14 protein-coding genes are annotated in these 13,828 nt (G+C 72.8%); 9 read left to right on the top strand and 5 right to left on the bottom strand.

Annotation, left to right across the window (positions count from 1 at the left end):
* Window positions 1–175 precede the first annotated feature (175 nt).
* Window positions 176–1,816: an MFS transporter gene (locus BGK67_RS34235; protein WP_069924447.1), complete on the bottom strand. Its 1,641-nt coding sequence runs from the start codon at window positions 1,814–1,816 to the stop codon at window positions 176–178.
* Window positions 1,817–1,905: 89 nt separating this feature from the next.
* Window positions 1,906–2,280, bottom strand: a complete 375-nt coding sequence (locus BGK67_RS34230; RefSeq protein WP_069924446.1) for a cupin domain-containing protein — start codon at window positions 2,278–2,280, stop codon at window positions 1,906–1,908.
* 194 nt (window positions 2,281–2,474) lie between these two features.
* Here BGK67_RS34230 and BGK67_RS34225 point away from each other — a divergent pair, with 194 nt between their 5' ends.
* From BGK67_RS34225 to BGK67_RS34215, 5 genes are all read left to right on the top strand, one after another.
* Complete coding sequence (locus BGK67_RS34225) at window positions 2,475–2,990, top strand: MarR family winged helix-turn-helix transcriptional regulator (protein WP_208948867.1); 516 nt, start codon at window positions 2,475–2,477, stop codon at window positions 2,988–2,990.
* A 278-nt stretch (window positions 2,991–3,268) separates the two neighbouring features.
* Entirely contained in the window at window positions 3,269–3,430 is a 162-nt protein-coding gene (locus tag BGK67_RS39295; RefSeq protein WP_167739672.1) for a hypothetical protein, read from the top strand.
* Window positions 3,430–3,894, top strand: a complete 465-nt coding sequence (locus tag BGK67_RS34220; protein ID WP_069924445.1) for a hypothetical protein — start codon at window positions 3,430–3,432, stop codon at window positions 3,892–3,894. Before BGK67_RS39295 ends, BGK67_RS34220 begins: the two co-directional genes overlap by 1 nt.
* Before the next feature lie 147 nt (window positions 3,895–4,041).
* Window positions 4,042–4,215 (top strand): hypothetical protein, encoded by a 174-nt coding sequence (locus BGK67_RS39565; protein ID WP_208948866.1) that lies wholly within the window; start codon window positions 4,042–4,044, stop codon window positions 4,213–4,215.
* Window positions 4,216–4,229: 14 nt separating this feature from the next.
* Window positions 4,230–4,808, top strand: coding sequence for an HD domain-containing protein (locus BGK67_RS34215; RefSeq protein WP_069924444.1), 579 nt, complete (start codon window positions 4,230–4,232; stop codon window positions 4,806–4,808).
* A 58-nt stretch (window positions 4,809–4,866) separates the two neighbouring features.
* Here BGK67_RS34215 and BGK67_RS34210 read toward each other — a convergent pair whose 3' ends face one another.
* The 3 genes from BGK67_RS34210 to gntD form a co-directional block, all read right to left on the bottom strand.
* On the bottom strand, window positions 4,867–6,645 hold the full coding sequence (locus tag BGK67_RS34210; RefSeq protein ID WP_208948865.1) for an MBL fold metallo-hydrolase: 1,779 nt from the start codon (window positions 6,643–6,645) through the stop codon (window positions 4,867–4,869).
* Window positions 6,642–7,955, bottom strand: a complete 1,314-nt coding sequence (locus BGK67_RS34205) for an MFS transporter (protein ID WP_069924443.1) — start codon at window positions 7,953–7,955, stop codon at window positions 6,642–6,644. Before BGK67_RS34205 ends, BGK67_RS34210 begins: the two co-directional genes overlap by 4 nt.
* A gap of 125 nt (window positions 7,956–8,080) precedes the next feature.
* Window positions 8,081–9,172 carry a guanitoxin biosynthesis L-enduracididine beta-hydroxylase GntD gene (gntD, locus tag BGK67_RS34200; protein WP_079154747.1) on the bottom strand — a complete coding sequence of 364 codons (1,092 nt, stop codon included), beginning with the start codon at window positions 9,170–9,172 and terminating at the stop codon, window positions 8,081–8,083.
* Window positions 9,173–9,415: 243 nt separating this feature from the next.
* On the opposite strand from gntD, the gene BGK67_RS34195 reads away from it, so the two are divergent.
* From BGK67_RS34195 to BGK67_RS34180, 4 genes are read left to right on the top strand one after another with little or no spacing between them, the layout of a single operon-like run.
* The gene (locus BGK67_RS34195) at window positions 9,416–11,296 is read left to right on the top strand and encodes a B12-binding domain-containing radical SAM protein (protein ID WP_069924442.1); all 1,881 of its coding nucleotides are present in this window, start codon (window positions 9,416–9,418) and stop codon (window positions 11,294–11,296) included.
* Window positions 11,296–12,870 carry an amino acid adenylation domain-containing protein gene (locus BGK67_RS34190; RefSeq protein ID WP_069924441.1) on the top strand — a complete coding sequence of 525 codons (1,575 nt, stop codon included), beginning with the start codon at window positions 11,296–11,298 and terminating at the stop codon, window positions 12,868–12,870. The genes BGK67_RS34195 and BGK67_RS34190 overlap by 1 nt, the downstream gene beginning before the upstream one ends.
* On the top strand, window positions 12,867–13,589 hold the full coding sequence (locus tag BGK67_RS39290) for a hypothetical protein (protein WP_069924440.1): 723 nt from the start codon (window positions 12,867–12,869) through the stop codon (window positions 13,587–13,589). The genes BGK67_RS34190 and BGK67_RS39290 overlap by 4 nt, the downstream gene beginning before the upstream one ends.
* Window positions 13,586–13,783, top strand: coding sequence for a hypothetical protein (locus BGK67_RS34180; RefSeq protein ID WP_069924439.1), 198 nt, complete (start codon window positions 13,586–13,588; stop codon window positions 13,781–13,783). Before BGK67_RS39290 ends, BGK67_RS34180 begins: the two co-directional genes overlap by 4 nt.
* The last annotated feature ends 45 nt before the right edge of the window (window positions 13,784–13,828 follow it).

Below are 13,828 nucleotides of genomic sequence, written 5' to 3'. Positions count from 1 at the left end.
CAGGGATAAAGGAAGTTGCGTTCCGTTTAGAGCGGGAAGTGCGGGGGATGGCGGCGGCGGGGAGGGGCGCTGTGCGGCCCCTCAGGCCGAGGGGGGAGCTGTGAGGAGCGGACAACAGTGCCCGCCGACCCCGAAGGGGCGGGCGGGCACTGAGGGCGGCGCGGCGCGCGCCGGGTCAGGGACGGAGGCTCGGCTCGTCCTTCCCCGGGGCGGGCGGGGCCGCGGGGGCGCCCGGTGCCTGGGCGCCCGGCGCGGTGGCGCCGGGAGCCGTGGCACCCGGGGCGGCCGCGCCCGGCGGGGGTCCGGGCGGGGCCGGCGGGGTCTTGGGGAGCCAGCGCAGGGCCACGAGGACCGAGGCGAGGGCGACACCGGCGACGACGAAGAGCGTGGACTGCATGCCGCTGACGTAGGCGTCGGAGGCCTTGGCCAGCAGAGCCGGAGCCTGGTCGCCCAGCTTGGCGGCCTGGACGGCCCGGACGGTGCCGCCGATGGATCCGGCGGCCTCCTCGCGCAAGGCCTCCGGCAGGACGTTCACCGCGTCACCGATCGAGGAGCGGTAGCCGGAGCTCAGCAGGCTTCCGATGATCGCGATGCCGAGGGCGCCTGCCACCTGGCGGGCGGTCTGCGAGACCGCCTGGCCCGCACCCGCCTTGACCGGGGGCACGACGGACATCAGCGAGGCGGTGGCGGGAGCCATGATCGAGCCCCAGCCGGCGCCCAGGACCAGCTGCGCGACGATCAGCAGCCAGGTCGGCGTACCGGCGTCGAAGAAGGCCGCGCCCAGTGCGGACAGGGCGATGGCCGCGGAGCCCGCGGCGACCACGGTGCGGGGGCCGAACTTCATGACGAGCTTGGGGCAGCGGGCGGAGACGACCATGGAGGCGATGCCCATGGGCAGGACCAGCAGACCGGCTTCCAGCGGCGAGAAGCCGAGGACCGCCTGGAAGTAGAACTGGGAGATGAAGATCGAGCTGATCAGCGCGAAGAAGCACAGGGCGATGGCGCCGGTGCCGGCCGAGAAGCGGGCGTTCTTCAGGAGGCCGACGTCGAGCGAGGGGGCCGCGATGCGCTTCTCGAACAGGACCAGCCCGACGAGCAGGATCAGGCCGCCAGCGATGGCGCCGAGTGCGCCGGTGCTCGTCCAGCCGTCCTCGCCGGCGAGGACGATGCCGTAGACCAGCAGGCCGACGGAGACGATCGACAGCAGGACGCCGATCGGGTCGAACGCGGTGCGGACCGGGTTCTTCGACTCGGGCACCAGCGCGATCATCAGGGCGACGGCGATGGCGATGAGCGGGGCGTTGATCAGGAAGATCGAGCCCCACCAGAAGTATTCGAGCAGCACGCCGCCGAGTACGGGACCGACCGCCATGGCCACACCGGCGGCGGCGGCCCAGCCCGCGATGGCCTTGGGGCGCTCGGCCGGCGGGAAGACGTTCATGAGGATGGCGAGGGTGACCGTGGGCACCACGGCCGCGCCCACGCCCATGACGGCGCGCCAGATGATGAGCTGGACGATGTCGGTCGCGAAGGCGCCGAGCACCGAGCTGACACCGAACAGGAGGAGGCCGGTGATCAGGGTCTTCTTGCGGCCGAACCGGTCGGCGCACACGCCACCGGTGAAGAGGAACGCCGCGAAGGTGATCAGGTACGAGTCCAGTGCCCACTGGAGCTCGCCGTTGGACGCGTCGAGGCTCTGCTGGATGGGGTTGAGCGCGACGTTGATGATCGTGAGGTCCATGACCACGACCAGCACCGTCGATGCGAGCAGAGCCAGGATCGCCCGGCGGCGCCCGCTGCTGACTTCGGGATTCATTGCCCGTCCTTCGTTGAGTTGTCCCTCTGGTGGCCGCTGGCGCGGTCCGCGCCGTGCAGACGGCGCGGACCGCGGTTCAGCTCGGCCGTCTACTCGGCCCAGGGGAGCGGGATCTTCTTGTCCTCGTTGCCCGGCATGCTGGCCTGGCCGCCGACGGCCATGGCGACGAGCGCCTGGGTGTCGCCGACCGCGGTGAGCTGGCGTACGGCGCCGCCGGGGATCGCCACGGCCTCACCGGCCTTGACCTCCCCGTCCTCGCCGTCGATGGTCACCTTGAACGCGCCCGACAGCGGCATCCAGACCTGCTCGCGGTCGATGATGTGGACCGGGGTCGCGGAGTCGGCGCCGAGCTCCACACGCCAGGTGCTGATCTCCGTGCTGCCCTGGCTGGGGGCGGCGAGGCCGAACATCGCACCCGAAGGGGTACGGGTAGTCCGCTGCTCGCTCTCGCTGACCACGTTCATTGCGACCTCCTGTGTAAAGAAGCTTTACTTCGCTTGCTCCACGAGTAAAGCTGCTTTAGTCGTGGGTGTCAAACGGCAAAGGGGACCGCGCCGAGACTGTTCCCCCGGGTAACGGAGAACGGCTCGAGTCCTGCTGGAGGACGGGAGGCGACTTGGGAGTAAAGCGTCTTTCCAAGGTGTGGCAGCATGGCCAGATGGAGTCCACAGCAGAGACCGGAAGCACCGGAGCGAAAGCACGCCAGGCGGAAGACCCGCTGGCCAGGGCCGAGCTGACCTATCTGCTCGGCATGTCCTTCCAGCTCGTCCTGTCCGAATTCGTATCCCGGCTCGACGCGGCGGGCTACGACGACCTGCGGCCCGTGCACGGCCTGGTCTTCCAGGCCCTCTACGGCGAGGGAGCCACCAGCAGCGAGCTCGCGGAGAAGCTCGGCGTCACCAAGCAGGCCGCCGGCCAGATCGTCGACGACCTGGCCGCCCGCGGCTACGTGGAGCGGCGCCCCCACCCGGCGGGCGGCAGGCGCAAACTCGTCGTCCTGACCGACCGGGCGCTGGAGCACCTCGCGGTCGCCGGACGCCTCATGTTCGAGATGGAGGGCGAACTGGACGAACGCCTCGGCTCCCAGAACCGCCGCATCCCCCGAGCCGAACTGGCCGCCCTCATCAGAGCCCTGGCGAACGGCGAACTGCCCCCGCTGCGACCGCTGTGGTGAGCGGGGCGGGCGGGGCCGCGGGCGGCCGACCCGGCGGGTCGGAACGGCCGCCGGCCAGCCGGCGCCGAGTCCGGGGCGGCCGAGCCGTACCCGCCTCCCCGGCCCGTGAGGGACCGCAGGTTCGGTCACGTCCGCCGACCGGACTCCCAGGCGGACTTTTCGCCGGACTTTCCGCGTGCGGACGGACATTCCGCACGCCGGGCGCAGGCAGAACTGCCCTCTGCCACCGCGACAGGAAGGATTGCCCGGGCACCTGATGACAGCGAAAACTGTCATTCATGACGACGCGTGAGAGGCCCGGGTTCTGGGCCCACATCAACACCCTGCGCATCCCTGCCCACACCCAGCCGTCCAGCACCGCCCCCGCCGAGGACGCCGAAGCCGGCCCGGCCGGACACCCCGCCACTTGCGGATTCCGCACCCACCGGCGGGACGTCTGATGTGGCCTTCGATCGTCGCCGTACTCGGAACCCTCGCCGGCGCGCTGACGGCCGGACTTCTCCAGCACCGCTCAGCACGCACCGCACGCATCGAGCAGCGCGCTGACGGTCACCGCCAGGACCAGCTCGCCGCCGTCACCGAGTTCGCGGCCGCCCTGGACGCCCACCGGTCCGCGATGTTCCACCGCGAGCGTCTGGCCCTGGAAGACGCGGGGCCCGAGCATCAACTGGACGCCCAGACCCGGTCCCACGAGACCCGGGCGGCCATCACCGCGCCCCACATCCGCCTGCAGGTCCTGGTGCCCGAGCTGTCCGGCCCCGCCCAGGAAGCCGCGGATGCGACGTACGCCCTGCGCAAGGCGACCAGCCGCAGCGACCTGGACGCCCGGCGGCACGAGGCCAAGGAAGCAGCCGCCGCCTTCATCGCGGCCGCCGCCGCCTCACTGGGCCCCCAGGGCGGTTGAGCGGTGCGATATCGCACTGAGGGGTGCGCTGATCGGCCGGCCAACCTCCGTACCGAGGAGGCCAACGAGCGCTGTGAGTAGCGCAAACGGGGCCCGGACACACAGTCCGGGCCCCGTTCGGCGTGCCCTCTCACCCCAGGTCGTGTGATGGCGGCCAGCACCCGGGCGGCTCCTGACCGTGTCGCGTCACCGGTCGGCGGACTCGACGTTGGCGACGGCCGTGGTGATTTCCCGGTGCTGTTGGATGGCACCACGGCCTCGACGCGTGCGCGCCGAGAGCTGGAGGGCATCCGGTACGCGATCCGCTTCACCGAGGTATGAGAAGGAGAGACAGAGTGGCTGACGACCTGTCCGCGGTGGCCCGCTTCCTCTACGAGGCGGGCACGCTCAAACACACCCGCCGGACGGGTTGGTGGATGGCCGGTGTCAACGACCCCGAGAGCGTCGCCGAGCACTCGTGGCGTACCTCGATCATCGCGTCTGTCATCGCCAAGCTGGAAGGTGCCGACCCCGCGCGGGCAGCTTTCCTTGCCGTCTGGCACGACACCCAGGAAACCCGCACCGGGGATGTCAACCACCTCGGGAAGAAGTACGCGACCAGCGCGGACCCGGAGGCGGTGACGGCCGACCAGACGGCTGGCATGCCCGAGCTGCTCGCGGCGACGATTCAGGACCTGGTCGCGGAGTACGAGGCGAAAGACACGCCGGAGGCTGTGTGCGCGCGCGACGCGGACAAGCTGGAGTGCATGCTCCAGGGCATCGAGTACAAAGCCCAGGGGTACCAGGCCGCGCAGAGGTGGATCGACAACAGCCGGGCGCGGCTCACCACGGAGACCGGCCGGCGGCTTGCCGAGGAGCTCCTTGGCCAGGGGGCGCTCGACTGGCTGCGGGCAGTCCTGGGTGAGAAGGGCTGAGCGGGAACACCAAAAGTCCCCTTCCGACCGGAGGCGAGAGGGCGCTTCGTGTGGGGTTTCAGGGGCGGCTGGTGGGCCAGAGGCGTTCGGCGTGTTGGTAGAGGAGTTCCGCCGGGACGCCGCGGGTGCGGCAGCGGTCCACGAGGAGGGTGGTCTGGCGGATCTGTTCCGACTGCGGGTCGTAGCTGGAGCCCGTCAGGTGGCGCAGCCACGGTTCCAGGCCCAGGGCGTAGACGAAGACCTCCTGTGCGCCGAAGCGCTTGACCAGGCGTTCCGCCATGTCAGCGTCGCAGCCCTTGAGGCGGCGGGCCTGGTCGTTCGCGCGGTCCTGGGTGCCTTCCATGAGCGGGCCGTAGAGCCACGACATGGGCGCGCCCACGCACTCCAGCCCGATGAAGACCGTGTCCACGTCCCCGGTGCTCTCTCGCACCCTGCGGTACAGGTCCGGGTCGATGTCCACCGCGTCCGTCGCGAACAGCACCCGCCGGCCGCCGATCTCCACCAGCGGGACCGCCTTGGAGCGGATGTCGAGGTCGCCGTGCTCGCCCAGGAACGGCAGCATCGTGACCTCGGCGTCCTCGCCGATCCGCGCCGACTCCATCTCGCCCAGCTCCACCACCGAGGTGAAGCCCAGCGCCTGGAGCAGGAGTTTGGGGCTCGGGTCCTCCAGGGAGCCGCCGCCGCCCCGGGGGACGACGACCGTGGCCACCCGGTGGCGCAGCTGGAGCAGGGCCTCCACCGATACGTGGTCGCAGTGCAGGTGGCTCAGGACCACCGCGTCCAGCCGTTCGGGCAGGTCGGCCAGGGTGAGGTGGCGGTGGCCGTCGTCGGCGTAGCCGGGCAGCGGGTCCAGCAGTACGGCCGTGGACCCGGTCTCCAGCAGGACCGTCGCGTGGTTGAGGTAGCGCATCCGTACGGAGCCCGCCGGCGCCTGCTCGTACGGCGCCGGGGCGGTCTCGGTGAACAGGCCCGCGAAGGCGGCCGCGGCCGTGTCCGACGCCTCGTCCCCGAGCAGCAGTTCGGCCAGGCCCGCGACATCGGCCCCGGTGCGGCGGGAGGCGTACAGCGCGTCGAGGCGCGGGTCGGCGAACGGGATGCGCAGGTCGAGACGGTGCGGGCCCGGGAGGATCGGGCTGCCGAAGGTGAAGGGCTGCGCCAGGTCCGTGCGCGGGGCCAGCGAGATCTCCTGGCCCTCGGCCAGTTCCGCCGCGAACGCCCGGTGGACCAACGGCTCGAAGAAGCGCAGCCGCGGCCGGTTGCCGGTGTCGTAGACCAGCTCGACCAGCCCCCGCAGGCTCTCGGGCACCTGGGCGTACAGCGACTCCATCGGCTTGCCGTCGGCCTGCTCGGCGAGCATCCGCTGGGCGTCCTTGATGTCCCCGGCCAGCCGCAGCAGGGGAGCGGCGGCCGCCTCGGTGGCGGCCAGCAGCTCCTCGACGTCCCCGGGGACGCCGCCGTACGGGGCGAGGAACGGGCCGCCGTACCGGGCCGGGTTGCTCAGCGCGGACGCGTGCACCTGCGGGGAGCGCAGGTAGCTGCGCAGCTGGGGCAGGTAGCGCTCGCGCAGGTTGAGCGCGGCGGTGTGCGGCGGCACCAGGTGGCACCAGGCGTACCAGCGGTGCAGCAGGGGCTGCGGGACGACGGACGGGTTGAGGTAGCCCTTGGCCGGGCGGCCCCTGGAGGACGAGGCCACGGCGGTGGCCGAAGCCACCGTCGCCGCCCGGGCCACCGGGGCCGCCGGGGTTGCCGAAGGAGCCCGGGTCGCCGTCGTCCCCGGGGCCGCCGGGGTCGCCGAAGGAGACGGGGCCCCCGTCGTCACCAGGCCCCGTGAGGTCATGACGTGCCTCCGGGTGGCGCGATGGTCTGGGCCGAGGCGACCGGGGGGACCGCGGAGAGGGGGAGCCCGCCGTCCTCCGGCCCGTCGGCGGCCGGCTTGCCGTCGGGCGGGGACCCGAGGGCGCCGCGCGCGGACAGCAGGGCCGGCCCGCACAGGGCGAGCGCCAGGAAGATGCCGCCGCCGGCGATCACGAAGACCAGCCGCGGGTTGCCGTCGGGGTTCAGCAGGCTGCCGGCCAGGTAGCCGGCCGTGCTGCCGAAGAAGGCGGCGGAGGACAGCGTGCCGCCGACCCGGCCCAGTACCTCGCCGGGCACGGCCTTCTGCAGCAGGGTCTCCTCGCCGACGTTGGCCACGCCGTTGCCGAGCCCCGCGATCAGCTGCATGGCGATCGCGGCGAACAGCACCGGGGCGGCGGCGGTCAGCAGCAGGCCGAGGCCGGTGAAGAACCAGCCCGCGAGCAGCACCCAGACGGGCGAGCGGCTCTCGGCCGCGCGGACCAGCCACAGCGAGGCGGCGACCATGGCGACGCCGAAGGAGGCGGACAGCACGCCGAACCCGGTCTCGCCGGTGTTCAGCGAGTGCTCGGCGAGGAAGACCAGCGCCAGGTTGTCCAGCGAGCCGAAGAACAGGCCCAGCAGGAGCAGCAGCACGATGGCGCGGGCCACCCGGTGGTGGCGTACGAACTTCAGCCCCTCGACGGTGTCGCCCAGCAGGCTCTTGCGCTCGCCGGTGCGCAGCGGCTCCAGCGCCGGGATGCGCGTCAGCAGCAGGGCCGACAGCACGAAGGTGCCCGCGTTGATCGCGAGCGCGCCGTACGCGCTGCCCCAGGCGGTGAACACGCCGCCGAGCACCGGGCCGAGGGCGGCCTGCAGGTTGAAGGCGGTGCCCATCCACGCGTTGGCGGGCATCAGGTCCGCCTCGTCGACCAGGCGGGGGACCACCGTACGGCCGGCCGCGGAGAACACGGTGGAGGCCGCGGCGGCCACGGCGACCAGCGGTACCAGCAACGCCAGGTCCGGGCGGGCCAGCACGATGACTCCGAACACCGCGGCCTGCACCAGCTCGGCGCCGATCAGAAGGCGGCGCACGCCCATCCGGTCCGCGAGCGCTCCGGCGAGCGGTCCGAAGAACCGCGGCACGGACTCGGCGAGGAGGATCAGCGAGACGGCGGTACCGGCGTGCTCACCGCGGCTGACGAGCAGGACGAGGGCCACCATGGCCGCGCCGTCGCCGATCAGAGAGACCGAGCGGGCCAGCCAGAAGTGGCGGAACAGCCGGTGGCGTCGGATCAGATTGGGTTCTGCGGCCAAGGCCTTGAATCCTTTCAAGGGGTAACGGTGTCCGCCCGCGGGTTCCGCCCGGCGGTGTTGCCCGCGGCCCTGGTCAGGCCACAGACCTGGTCAGACCACGGCCTCGGTTCGGACCGCGGCCCTGGTCAGACCACGGCCCGGCCGTGGTCGCCCCGCCGGGAGCCGGCGCTGCGCCGCAGATCGGCGGTGAGGTTGATGCGCTTGAGCCAGCGGTCGGTGCCGTCGTAGCGGGCCGCGAACGGCCGGCGCCCGTGCACGGCGCGCTTGTTGTCGATGACGAAGAGGTCGCCGTTGCCGATCGTCACGTCGGTCAGCTTCGCCTCGATCGCGGCCAGCAGCGCGTCCTGCGCCTCGGCGGCCAGCGGGTCGAGCGGGTTGCTGTGCATGAACGGCGGGTCGACGCGCAGCCACGGGGCGGCGGGGTCGCCGTCCAGCAGCGCGATCGGCTCGGGCCGGTTCGCCATGGTGTCGATACGGCGGAACTGCTCGCCGTGGGCGGCTTCGGTCGCGTCGGCGGCGCCGGTGGCCTGGTTGAAGCTCTTGGTGTGCGACTGGTCCGGCAGGATCGCGAAACGCTTCTCGAACAGGACCGCGCGGTGCTCCTCGGACAGCTCCACGTCCTGCATGGCGGCGAAGGTGGTGGCCACGGCGTCGTGGTTGCGCAGCCCCAGCAGCATCATCCAGTCCGCGCGGTGCGGGTGGAACGCGTCCTCGGTGTGCCAGTCCAGCATGGCCGTGGAGCCGGACCCGAGCTGGTCGAACTCGTGCCCGCGGACCGGGTACAGGTCGAGGATCAGCCGCCCGCGCTGCTGGCTGCTGAAGGAGAAGGGCTCGCCGAGCAGGGAGCCGACCAGCCGCAGCACGGCGTCCGCGTGCCGCAGCTCGGGGCGGTCGGGGCGCTCCTGGTAGCGCGTCGGGGTGGGCCCGAGCGCGTTCTCGTCGATGAGCAGCCCGCTGATCAGGAACCCCGCGTGCGGGGCCCCGGACAGGCGGAAGTCGGTCAGCACGCGCCGCAGGGAGCGCGGCAGCTCGTGGGACATCAGGGCGGCGAGCTGGAGGGAGCGCCGGGCGTCGAGGTCCGCGGAGTCCCGCGCGTACTCGTGGGCGAGCGCGGCCACCCGGTGGCGTTCGTCGGGCAGGAGTTCGATGCGCGGAACTCCCGGTCCCGGGTGTGACACCGCGGCGGACGCCGCGGCAGGCGGTGCGATGGTCTGCATGGTGGCTCCTCTGGAGACGCGAGGTTGCCGCAGCCTCTCAGGGCCCACTCGAATCGCACTCGAAACGGCCCGGCCGGCCGCGGGCGAGGGGCCCTCTACACCCTCCCGGGAGCCCCGGAACCCACTCTGGCCTCGATCTCTTCCGCTCTTCAAGCGCTGCTGTAGTCCCCGGGGTTGTGCTTGTTCCCAGAACGCAACGGTCCTCGTCCGGACCGGCCACGAACGGGAAGAGGTGAGCGAGACATGGGTACGACGGCCACGGTGAACGCAGCCAAGCGCAGGATCTACGTATCCGCCTTCAGCCGCTCCGCCTACCTTCCCGCCGTGTGGGGCGCCCTGCGCTCCTACGCCGACACCCAGCCCGACCTCGTCGAGGCCTACACCTTCGAGCAGCCGTTCTTCCTGCCCGAGCAGGCCAAGGACCCGGTCTCGCTCATGGAGGACCCGGCGGTCTTCGCGATGTCCTGCTACCTGTGGAACTTCAACAAGAACATGGCGGCTTGCCGGGCCGTGAAGGAGCGCTTCCCCGACGCGGTCACCGTCGTCGGCGGCCCGCACGTGCCGGACAACGCGACCGAGTTCCTGGAGAAGCACCCCTACATCGACTTCGCGATCCACAAGGAGGGCGAGGCGCCCTTCTCCGAGCTGCTGAGGGCGCTGCTCCAGGACGAGCCCGACTTCTGCGCGGTCCCCTCGCTCAGCTACCGGGACCGGGACGGCAAGGTCCGCCGCAACCCGCTCGGCGGGCAGCTGCCGCGCGACATCGAGGTGCCGAGCCCCTGGCTGACCGGCCTCATGGAGCCCTCCTTCGAGGCGGCCCGGGCGGCCGGCTACCAGCCGACCGTGCTGTGGGAGACCAACCGCGGCTGCCCCTACAGCTGCACCTTCTGCGACTGGGGCTCCGCGAACCAGTCGAAGATCCGCAAGTTCGACGAGGACCGGCTGCACGCCGAGATCGACTACTTCACCGAGCAGAACGTCTCGGCGATCCTGTGCGCCGACGCCAACTTCGGCATCCTCCCGCGTGACGTCGGCCTCGCCGAGCACCTCGTGCGCAACAAGCGGGAGAGCGGCTTCCCGGGCAAGTTCGTCACGAGCTACGCCAAGAACGCCAACGACCGGATCGTGCAGATCAGTTCGATGTTCGCGCTGAGCGGCATGTCGAACGGCACCATCCTCGCGATGCAGAGCGGCACCCAGGACGTGCTGGAGCAGGTCAAGCGCTCCAACATGCCGGCCAAGAACTACGAGAAGCTCGCCGCCGCCTTCCGCGAGCGCGGTGTGGAGGCCTACACCGAGGTCATCGTCGGCCTGCCGAACGAGACCCCCGAGACCTTCGCCCGCGGCCTGTGCCGGATGCTCGAGATGGGCATCCACGACGACATCATGATCTACGAGTGCGTGCTGCTGCCCAATGCCGAGATGGGCAGCGCCGCCCACCGCGAGAAGTACCAGCTGGACACGATCACCCGCACCTACCTCCCGGACGACGTGGAGGAGGTCGAGGTCGTCGTCGGGCACTCCACGATGAGCCGCGCGGACTGGGTGCGCATGTACCTGTTCGGCGCCGTCCTGCAGGCCCTGCACAACCGGGGCATCACCCGCCGGCTCGCCACCTACCTGCACACCGAGGGAATCCTCGGCTACGAGGACTTCTACCGCTCGCTGTCCGACGCCGCGCTCGCCGACCCCTCCACCGTCCTCGGCGCGGCCGTCGACCGGGCCCGCGCGCTGCTCTGGGAGTACATCGAGTCGCCCACCGTCCCCAACGAGGGCAAGGTGGCCTCCCAGCCGGACATGATGGAGCGCCTCGCCCGCTGGGTGCCGGACAAGGAGTCCTGGCTGATCTACGAGTGGTGCTGGGCCTACGTGCAGAACGAGCTGGACCGCTTCTACGGCGAACTGCGAGGCCACCTCGAGGCCGCCGGCGTGAAGATCGACGACCGCATCGAGGAGCTGCTGCGCTACCAGCGCGCCTCGGTGTTCACCGTCGCCGAGGCCGGCACCACCCGCGTCGAGCTCTTCTCCCACGACTGGGCCGGCTACTTCCGCGCACCCGCCGAGGGACTCCGCCCCGGCGTGCACGTCACGAGCTTCGAACCCCCCGCCGCGAGGATGCGCTGATGAACACGAGCCCCGCGGCCCGCGTTCTGCAACGCGCCGCACACGAACCGGACCGCACCGCGGTCGAACTCCCACGGACCCCCGGAGCCCCGGGACGGACCCTGACCTACGGCGACCTGGCCGGCGCCGCCCGGGACCTGGCGGCCGCGCTGCACCGGCGCGGGGCCCGCCCCGGCGACACGGTGGCGCTGGTCGCCGCCGGCGTCCCCGAACTGGTCGTCGCCCTGCTGGCCACCGCCGGCGCGGGACTGGTGTGCGCGCCGCTCGACGACGCGCAGCCACCCGCCCGGGTGCGCGGCGCCATGCGGGTGGCCGGCGCCGCGATCGCCCTGGTCGCCTCGCCCGAGCGGGCGCCGTACTGGCTCGCGGAACTCGGGGAGCAGGCCGTCGAGGTGACCGCCGGCGCAGGCCCCGGTGACGCCGGCCAGGCGCCCGGGTTCCCCGTACCGGTGGCCGCGGACGATCCCGCCTACCTGCTCTTCACCTCCGGATCCACCGGCGTGCCCAAGGGCGTCCGGGTCGCGCACGGCCCCTTCGCCCGGCACTGCGAGGTGGCCGCCGAGGCCTACGGACTCACCCCCGGGAGCGTCACGCTCCAGTTCGCCTCGCCCGGCTTCGACGTCGCGCTCGAGGAGATCTGGCCGACCCTGCTCTGCGGCGGACGGGTCGTGCTGCGCGGCGGCGGCCTGTGGTCGCTGCCCGAGCTGCTCGACGTCACCGCCGCCCACGGCATCACCATGTGGCAGCTGCCCACCGCCTACTGGACCCTGCTGGGCGCCGAGGCCGCCGTACGCGGCGACCTGCGCCCGCCGCCCTCGCTCGGCACCGTGCTGATCGGCGGGGAGGCCGCCACCACGGCCGCCGCACGCCGCTGGCTCGACTCGCCGATGGGCGCGGTCCGGCTGCTCAACGCCTACGGGCCCACCGAGGGCGTGGTCACCTCCACGCTGTACGAGGTGCCGCGCGAGGCCGGGGCCCTGCCGCCCGGGGAGATCCTGCCCATCGGCAGGCCGCTGCCCGGACGCTCGGGCCTGGTCCTGGACGAGGAGCTGCGGCCGGTGCCGCCCGGCAGTGCCGGCGAACTGTTCGTCACCGGGCCCTGCCTGGCCGACGGCTACGCGGGGGACGGGGCGGCGACCGACCGCGCCTTCCCCACCCTGCCCGACGGCCGCCGGGCCTTCCGTACCGGCGACCTGGTCACCGAGTCGGCCGACGGCGTGCTCGTCTACCACGGGCGCCGGGACCGGCAGCTGAAGATCTCCGGCGTCCGCGTCGAGCCGGGCGAGGTCGAGGCCGCGCTCGCCGACTGCGCCGGGGTCACCGCCGCCGCCGTCACCGTCGCCGGCGAGGGGGACCGCAGCCGCCTGGTGGCCCACGTGGTGCTCACCGAACCGCCCGGCGACCCGGCGCGCCGCGCCGGCGCCCTGCGCGCAGAGCTCGCCGGCCGGCTGCCCGCGGCCATGGTGCCGGCCCGGGTCGCGTTCCACGACCGGCTGCCGCGCACGGTCAACGACAAGGTCGACCATCACGCCCTGGCCGCCCCGGCCCGTACCGAGAGCGAGGGGAGCCGATGACCACCGCGCCCGCGGCCGCCACGCCGTCCACGACCACCACGCCGCCCGCGGCCGTCACGCCGTCCACGACCACCACACCGCCCACCGCGGGCGCCCCGGTACGGGAGTTCGCGCAGACCCTGGCCCAGGCGGAACTCGCCGCGGCCGCCCGGGAGCTCACCGCCTTCGCGGACGCCCTGGACACCGCCACCGCCGCGCCCGAGCGGCCCGTGCCCGTACCGGGCTGGGTCGAGGTCACCGGCGAGGGCGAGGACGCGGCCGTCTCGCTGGTGCCCGCAGGGGTCTGCGGTCTCTACGAGGAGCTGTGCCGCATCGCGGACCCCGTGCGGCTGCGCGCCGCCGTGGTGCTCCTCCTCAACCTGAGCGTCCGCCTCCAGCAGGTGCCCGGCGGCGCACAGGCCGCGGCCGCGGCCATGCAGTGCGGGGCGGAACTCGCCCCGGTGCTGGAGGCCGTCAACGGCGGCGCCCCGCCCCTGGTGGGGCGCGCCGCGCTCCAACTGACCGTCGAAGACGAGCAGGTGCTGCTCGCCGACGAGCAGGCGCGCTGGATCAGGGCCGAGCTGGACCGGCTCCCGCCCGGCCCGCGCCGCCGCTCCGTCCTCGGACTGGCCGCACTCGCCGAGCAGCTGGAGGCCGACCCGGACGCCGCGCGGGCCGCCCAGGCCCTGCGCACCGTCGCGGCGGACGCCGCCCGCGCCCTGGAGGAGGAGATCCGGTGATCACCAGCCAGACGCTCGGGACCACGCTCTATCCCGTCAGCATCGGCGGCCACCTCGTGGAGGCCGCCGTGGAACTCGCCCGAGGAGCGGCGGCCCGGCTCGGTGCCGGGCTCGACCAGGAACGGCTGCGCGCACACGGTGACGCGGCGGCCGCCCTCCTCCGCCTCGCGGCAGCGGAACGACCCGCGCCGTGACCCACAGACGCCGGACCCCGCACAAGGCGGGACCCGGAGCTCCAC

It is taken from the genome of Streptomyces subrutilus, from assembly GCF_001746425.1.
Classification (GTDB): domain Bacteria; phylum Actinomycetota; class Actinomycetes; order Streptomycetales; family Streptomycetaceae; genus Streptomyces; species Streptomyces subrutilus_A.
The sequence above is the reverse complement of the archived record's forward strand: the minus strand, read 5'-3'. Positions and strand labels throughout refer to the sequence as shown.

Excerpts from the sequence above, each read along its gene's own strand:
- BGK67_RS34235 (WP_069924447.1), bottom strand. The coding sequence starts at position 1,816 with ATGAATCCCGAAGTCAGCAGCGGGCGCCGCCGGGCGATCCTGGCTCTG.
- BGK67_RS34230 (WP_069924446.1), bottom strand. The coding sequence starts at position 2,280 with ATGAACGTGGTCAGCGAGAGCGAGCAGCGGACTACCCGTACCCCTTCG.
- BGK67_RS34225 (WP_208948867.1), top strand. The coding sequence starts at position 2,475 with ATGGAGTCCACAGCAGAGACCGGAAGCACCGGAGCGAAAGCACGCCAG.
- BGK67_RS39295 (WP_167739672.1), top strand. The coding sequence starts at position 3,269 with ATGACGACGCGTGAGAGGCCCGGGTTCTGGGCCCACATCAACACCCTG.
- BGK67_RS34220 (WP_069924445.1), top strand. The coding sequence starts at position 3,430 with ATGTGGCCTTCGATCGTCGCCGTACTCGGAACCCTCGCCGGCGCGCTG.
- BGK67_RS39565 (WP_208948866.1), top strand. The coding sequence starts at position 4,042 with ATGGCGGCCAGCACCCGGGCGGCTCCTGACCGTGTCGCGTCACCGGTC.
- BGK67_RS34210 (WP_208948865.1), bottom strand. The coding sequence starts at position 6,645 with ATGACCTCACGGGGCCTGGTGACGACGGGGGCCCCGTCTCCTTCGGCG.
- gntD (WP_079154747.1), bottom strand. The coding sequence starts at position 9,172 with ATGCAGACCATCGCACCGCCTGCCGCGGCGTCCGCCGCGGTGTCACAC.
- BGK67_RS34195 (WP_069924442.1), top strand. The coding sequence starts at position 9,416 with ATGGGTACGACGGCCACGGTGAACGCAGCCAAGCGCAGGATCTACGTA.
- BGK67_RS34190 (WP_069924441.1), top strand. The coding sequence starts at position 11,296 with ATGAACACGAGCCCCGCGGCCCGCGTTCTGCAACGCGCCGCACACGAA.
- BGK67_RS39290 (WP_069924440.1), top strand. The coding sequence starts at position 12,867 with ATGACCACCGCGCCCGCGGCCGCCACGCCGTCCACGACCACCACGCCG.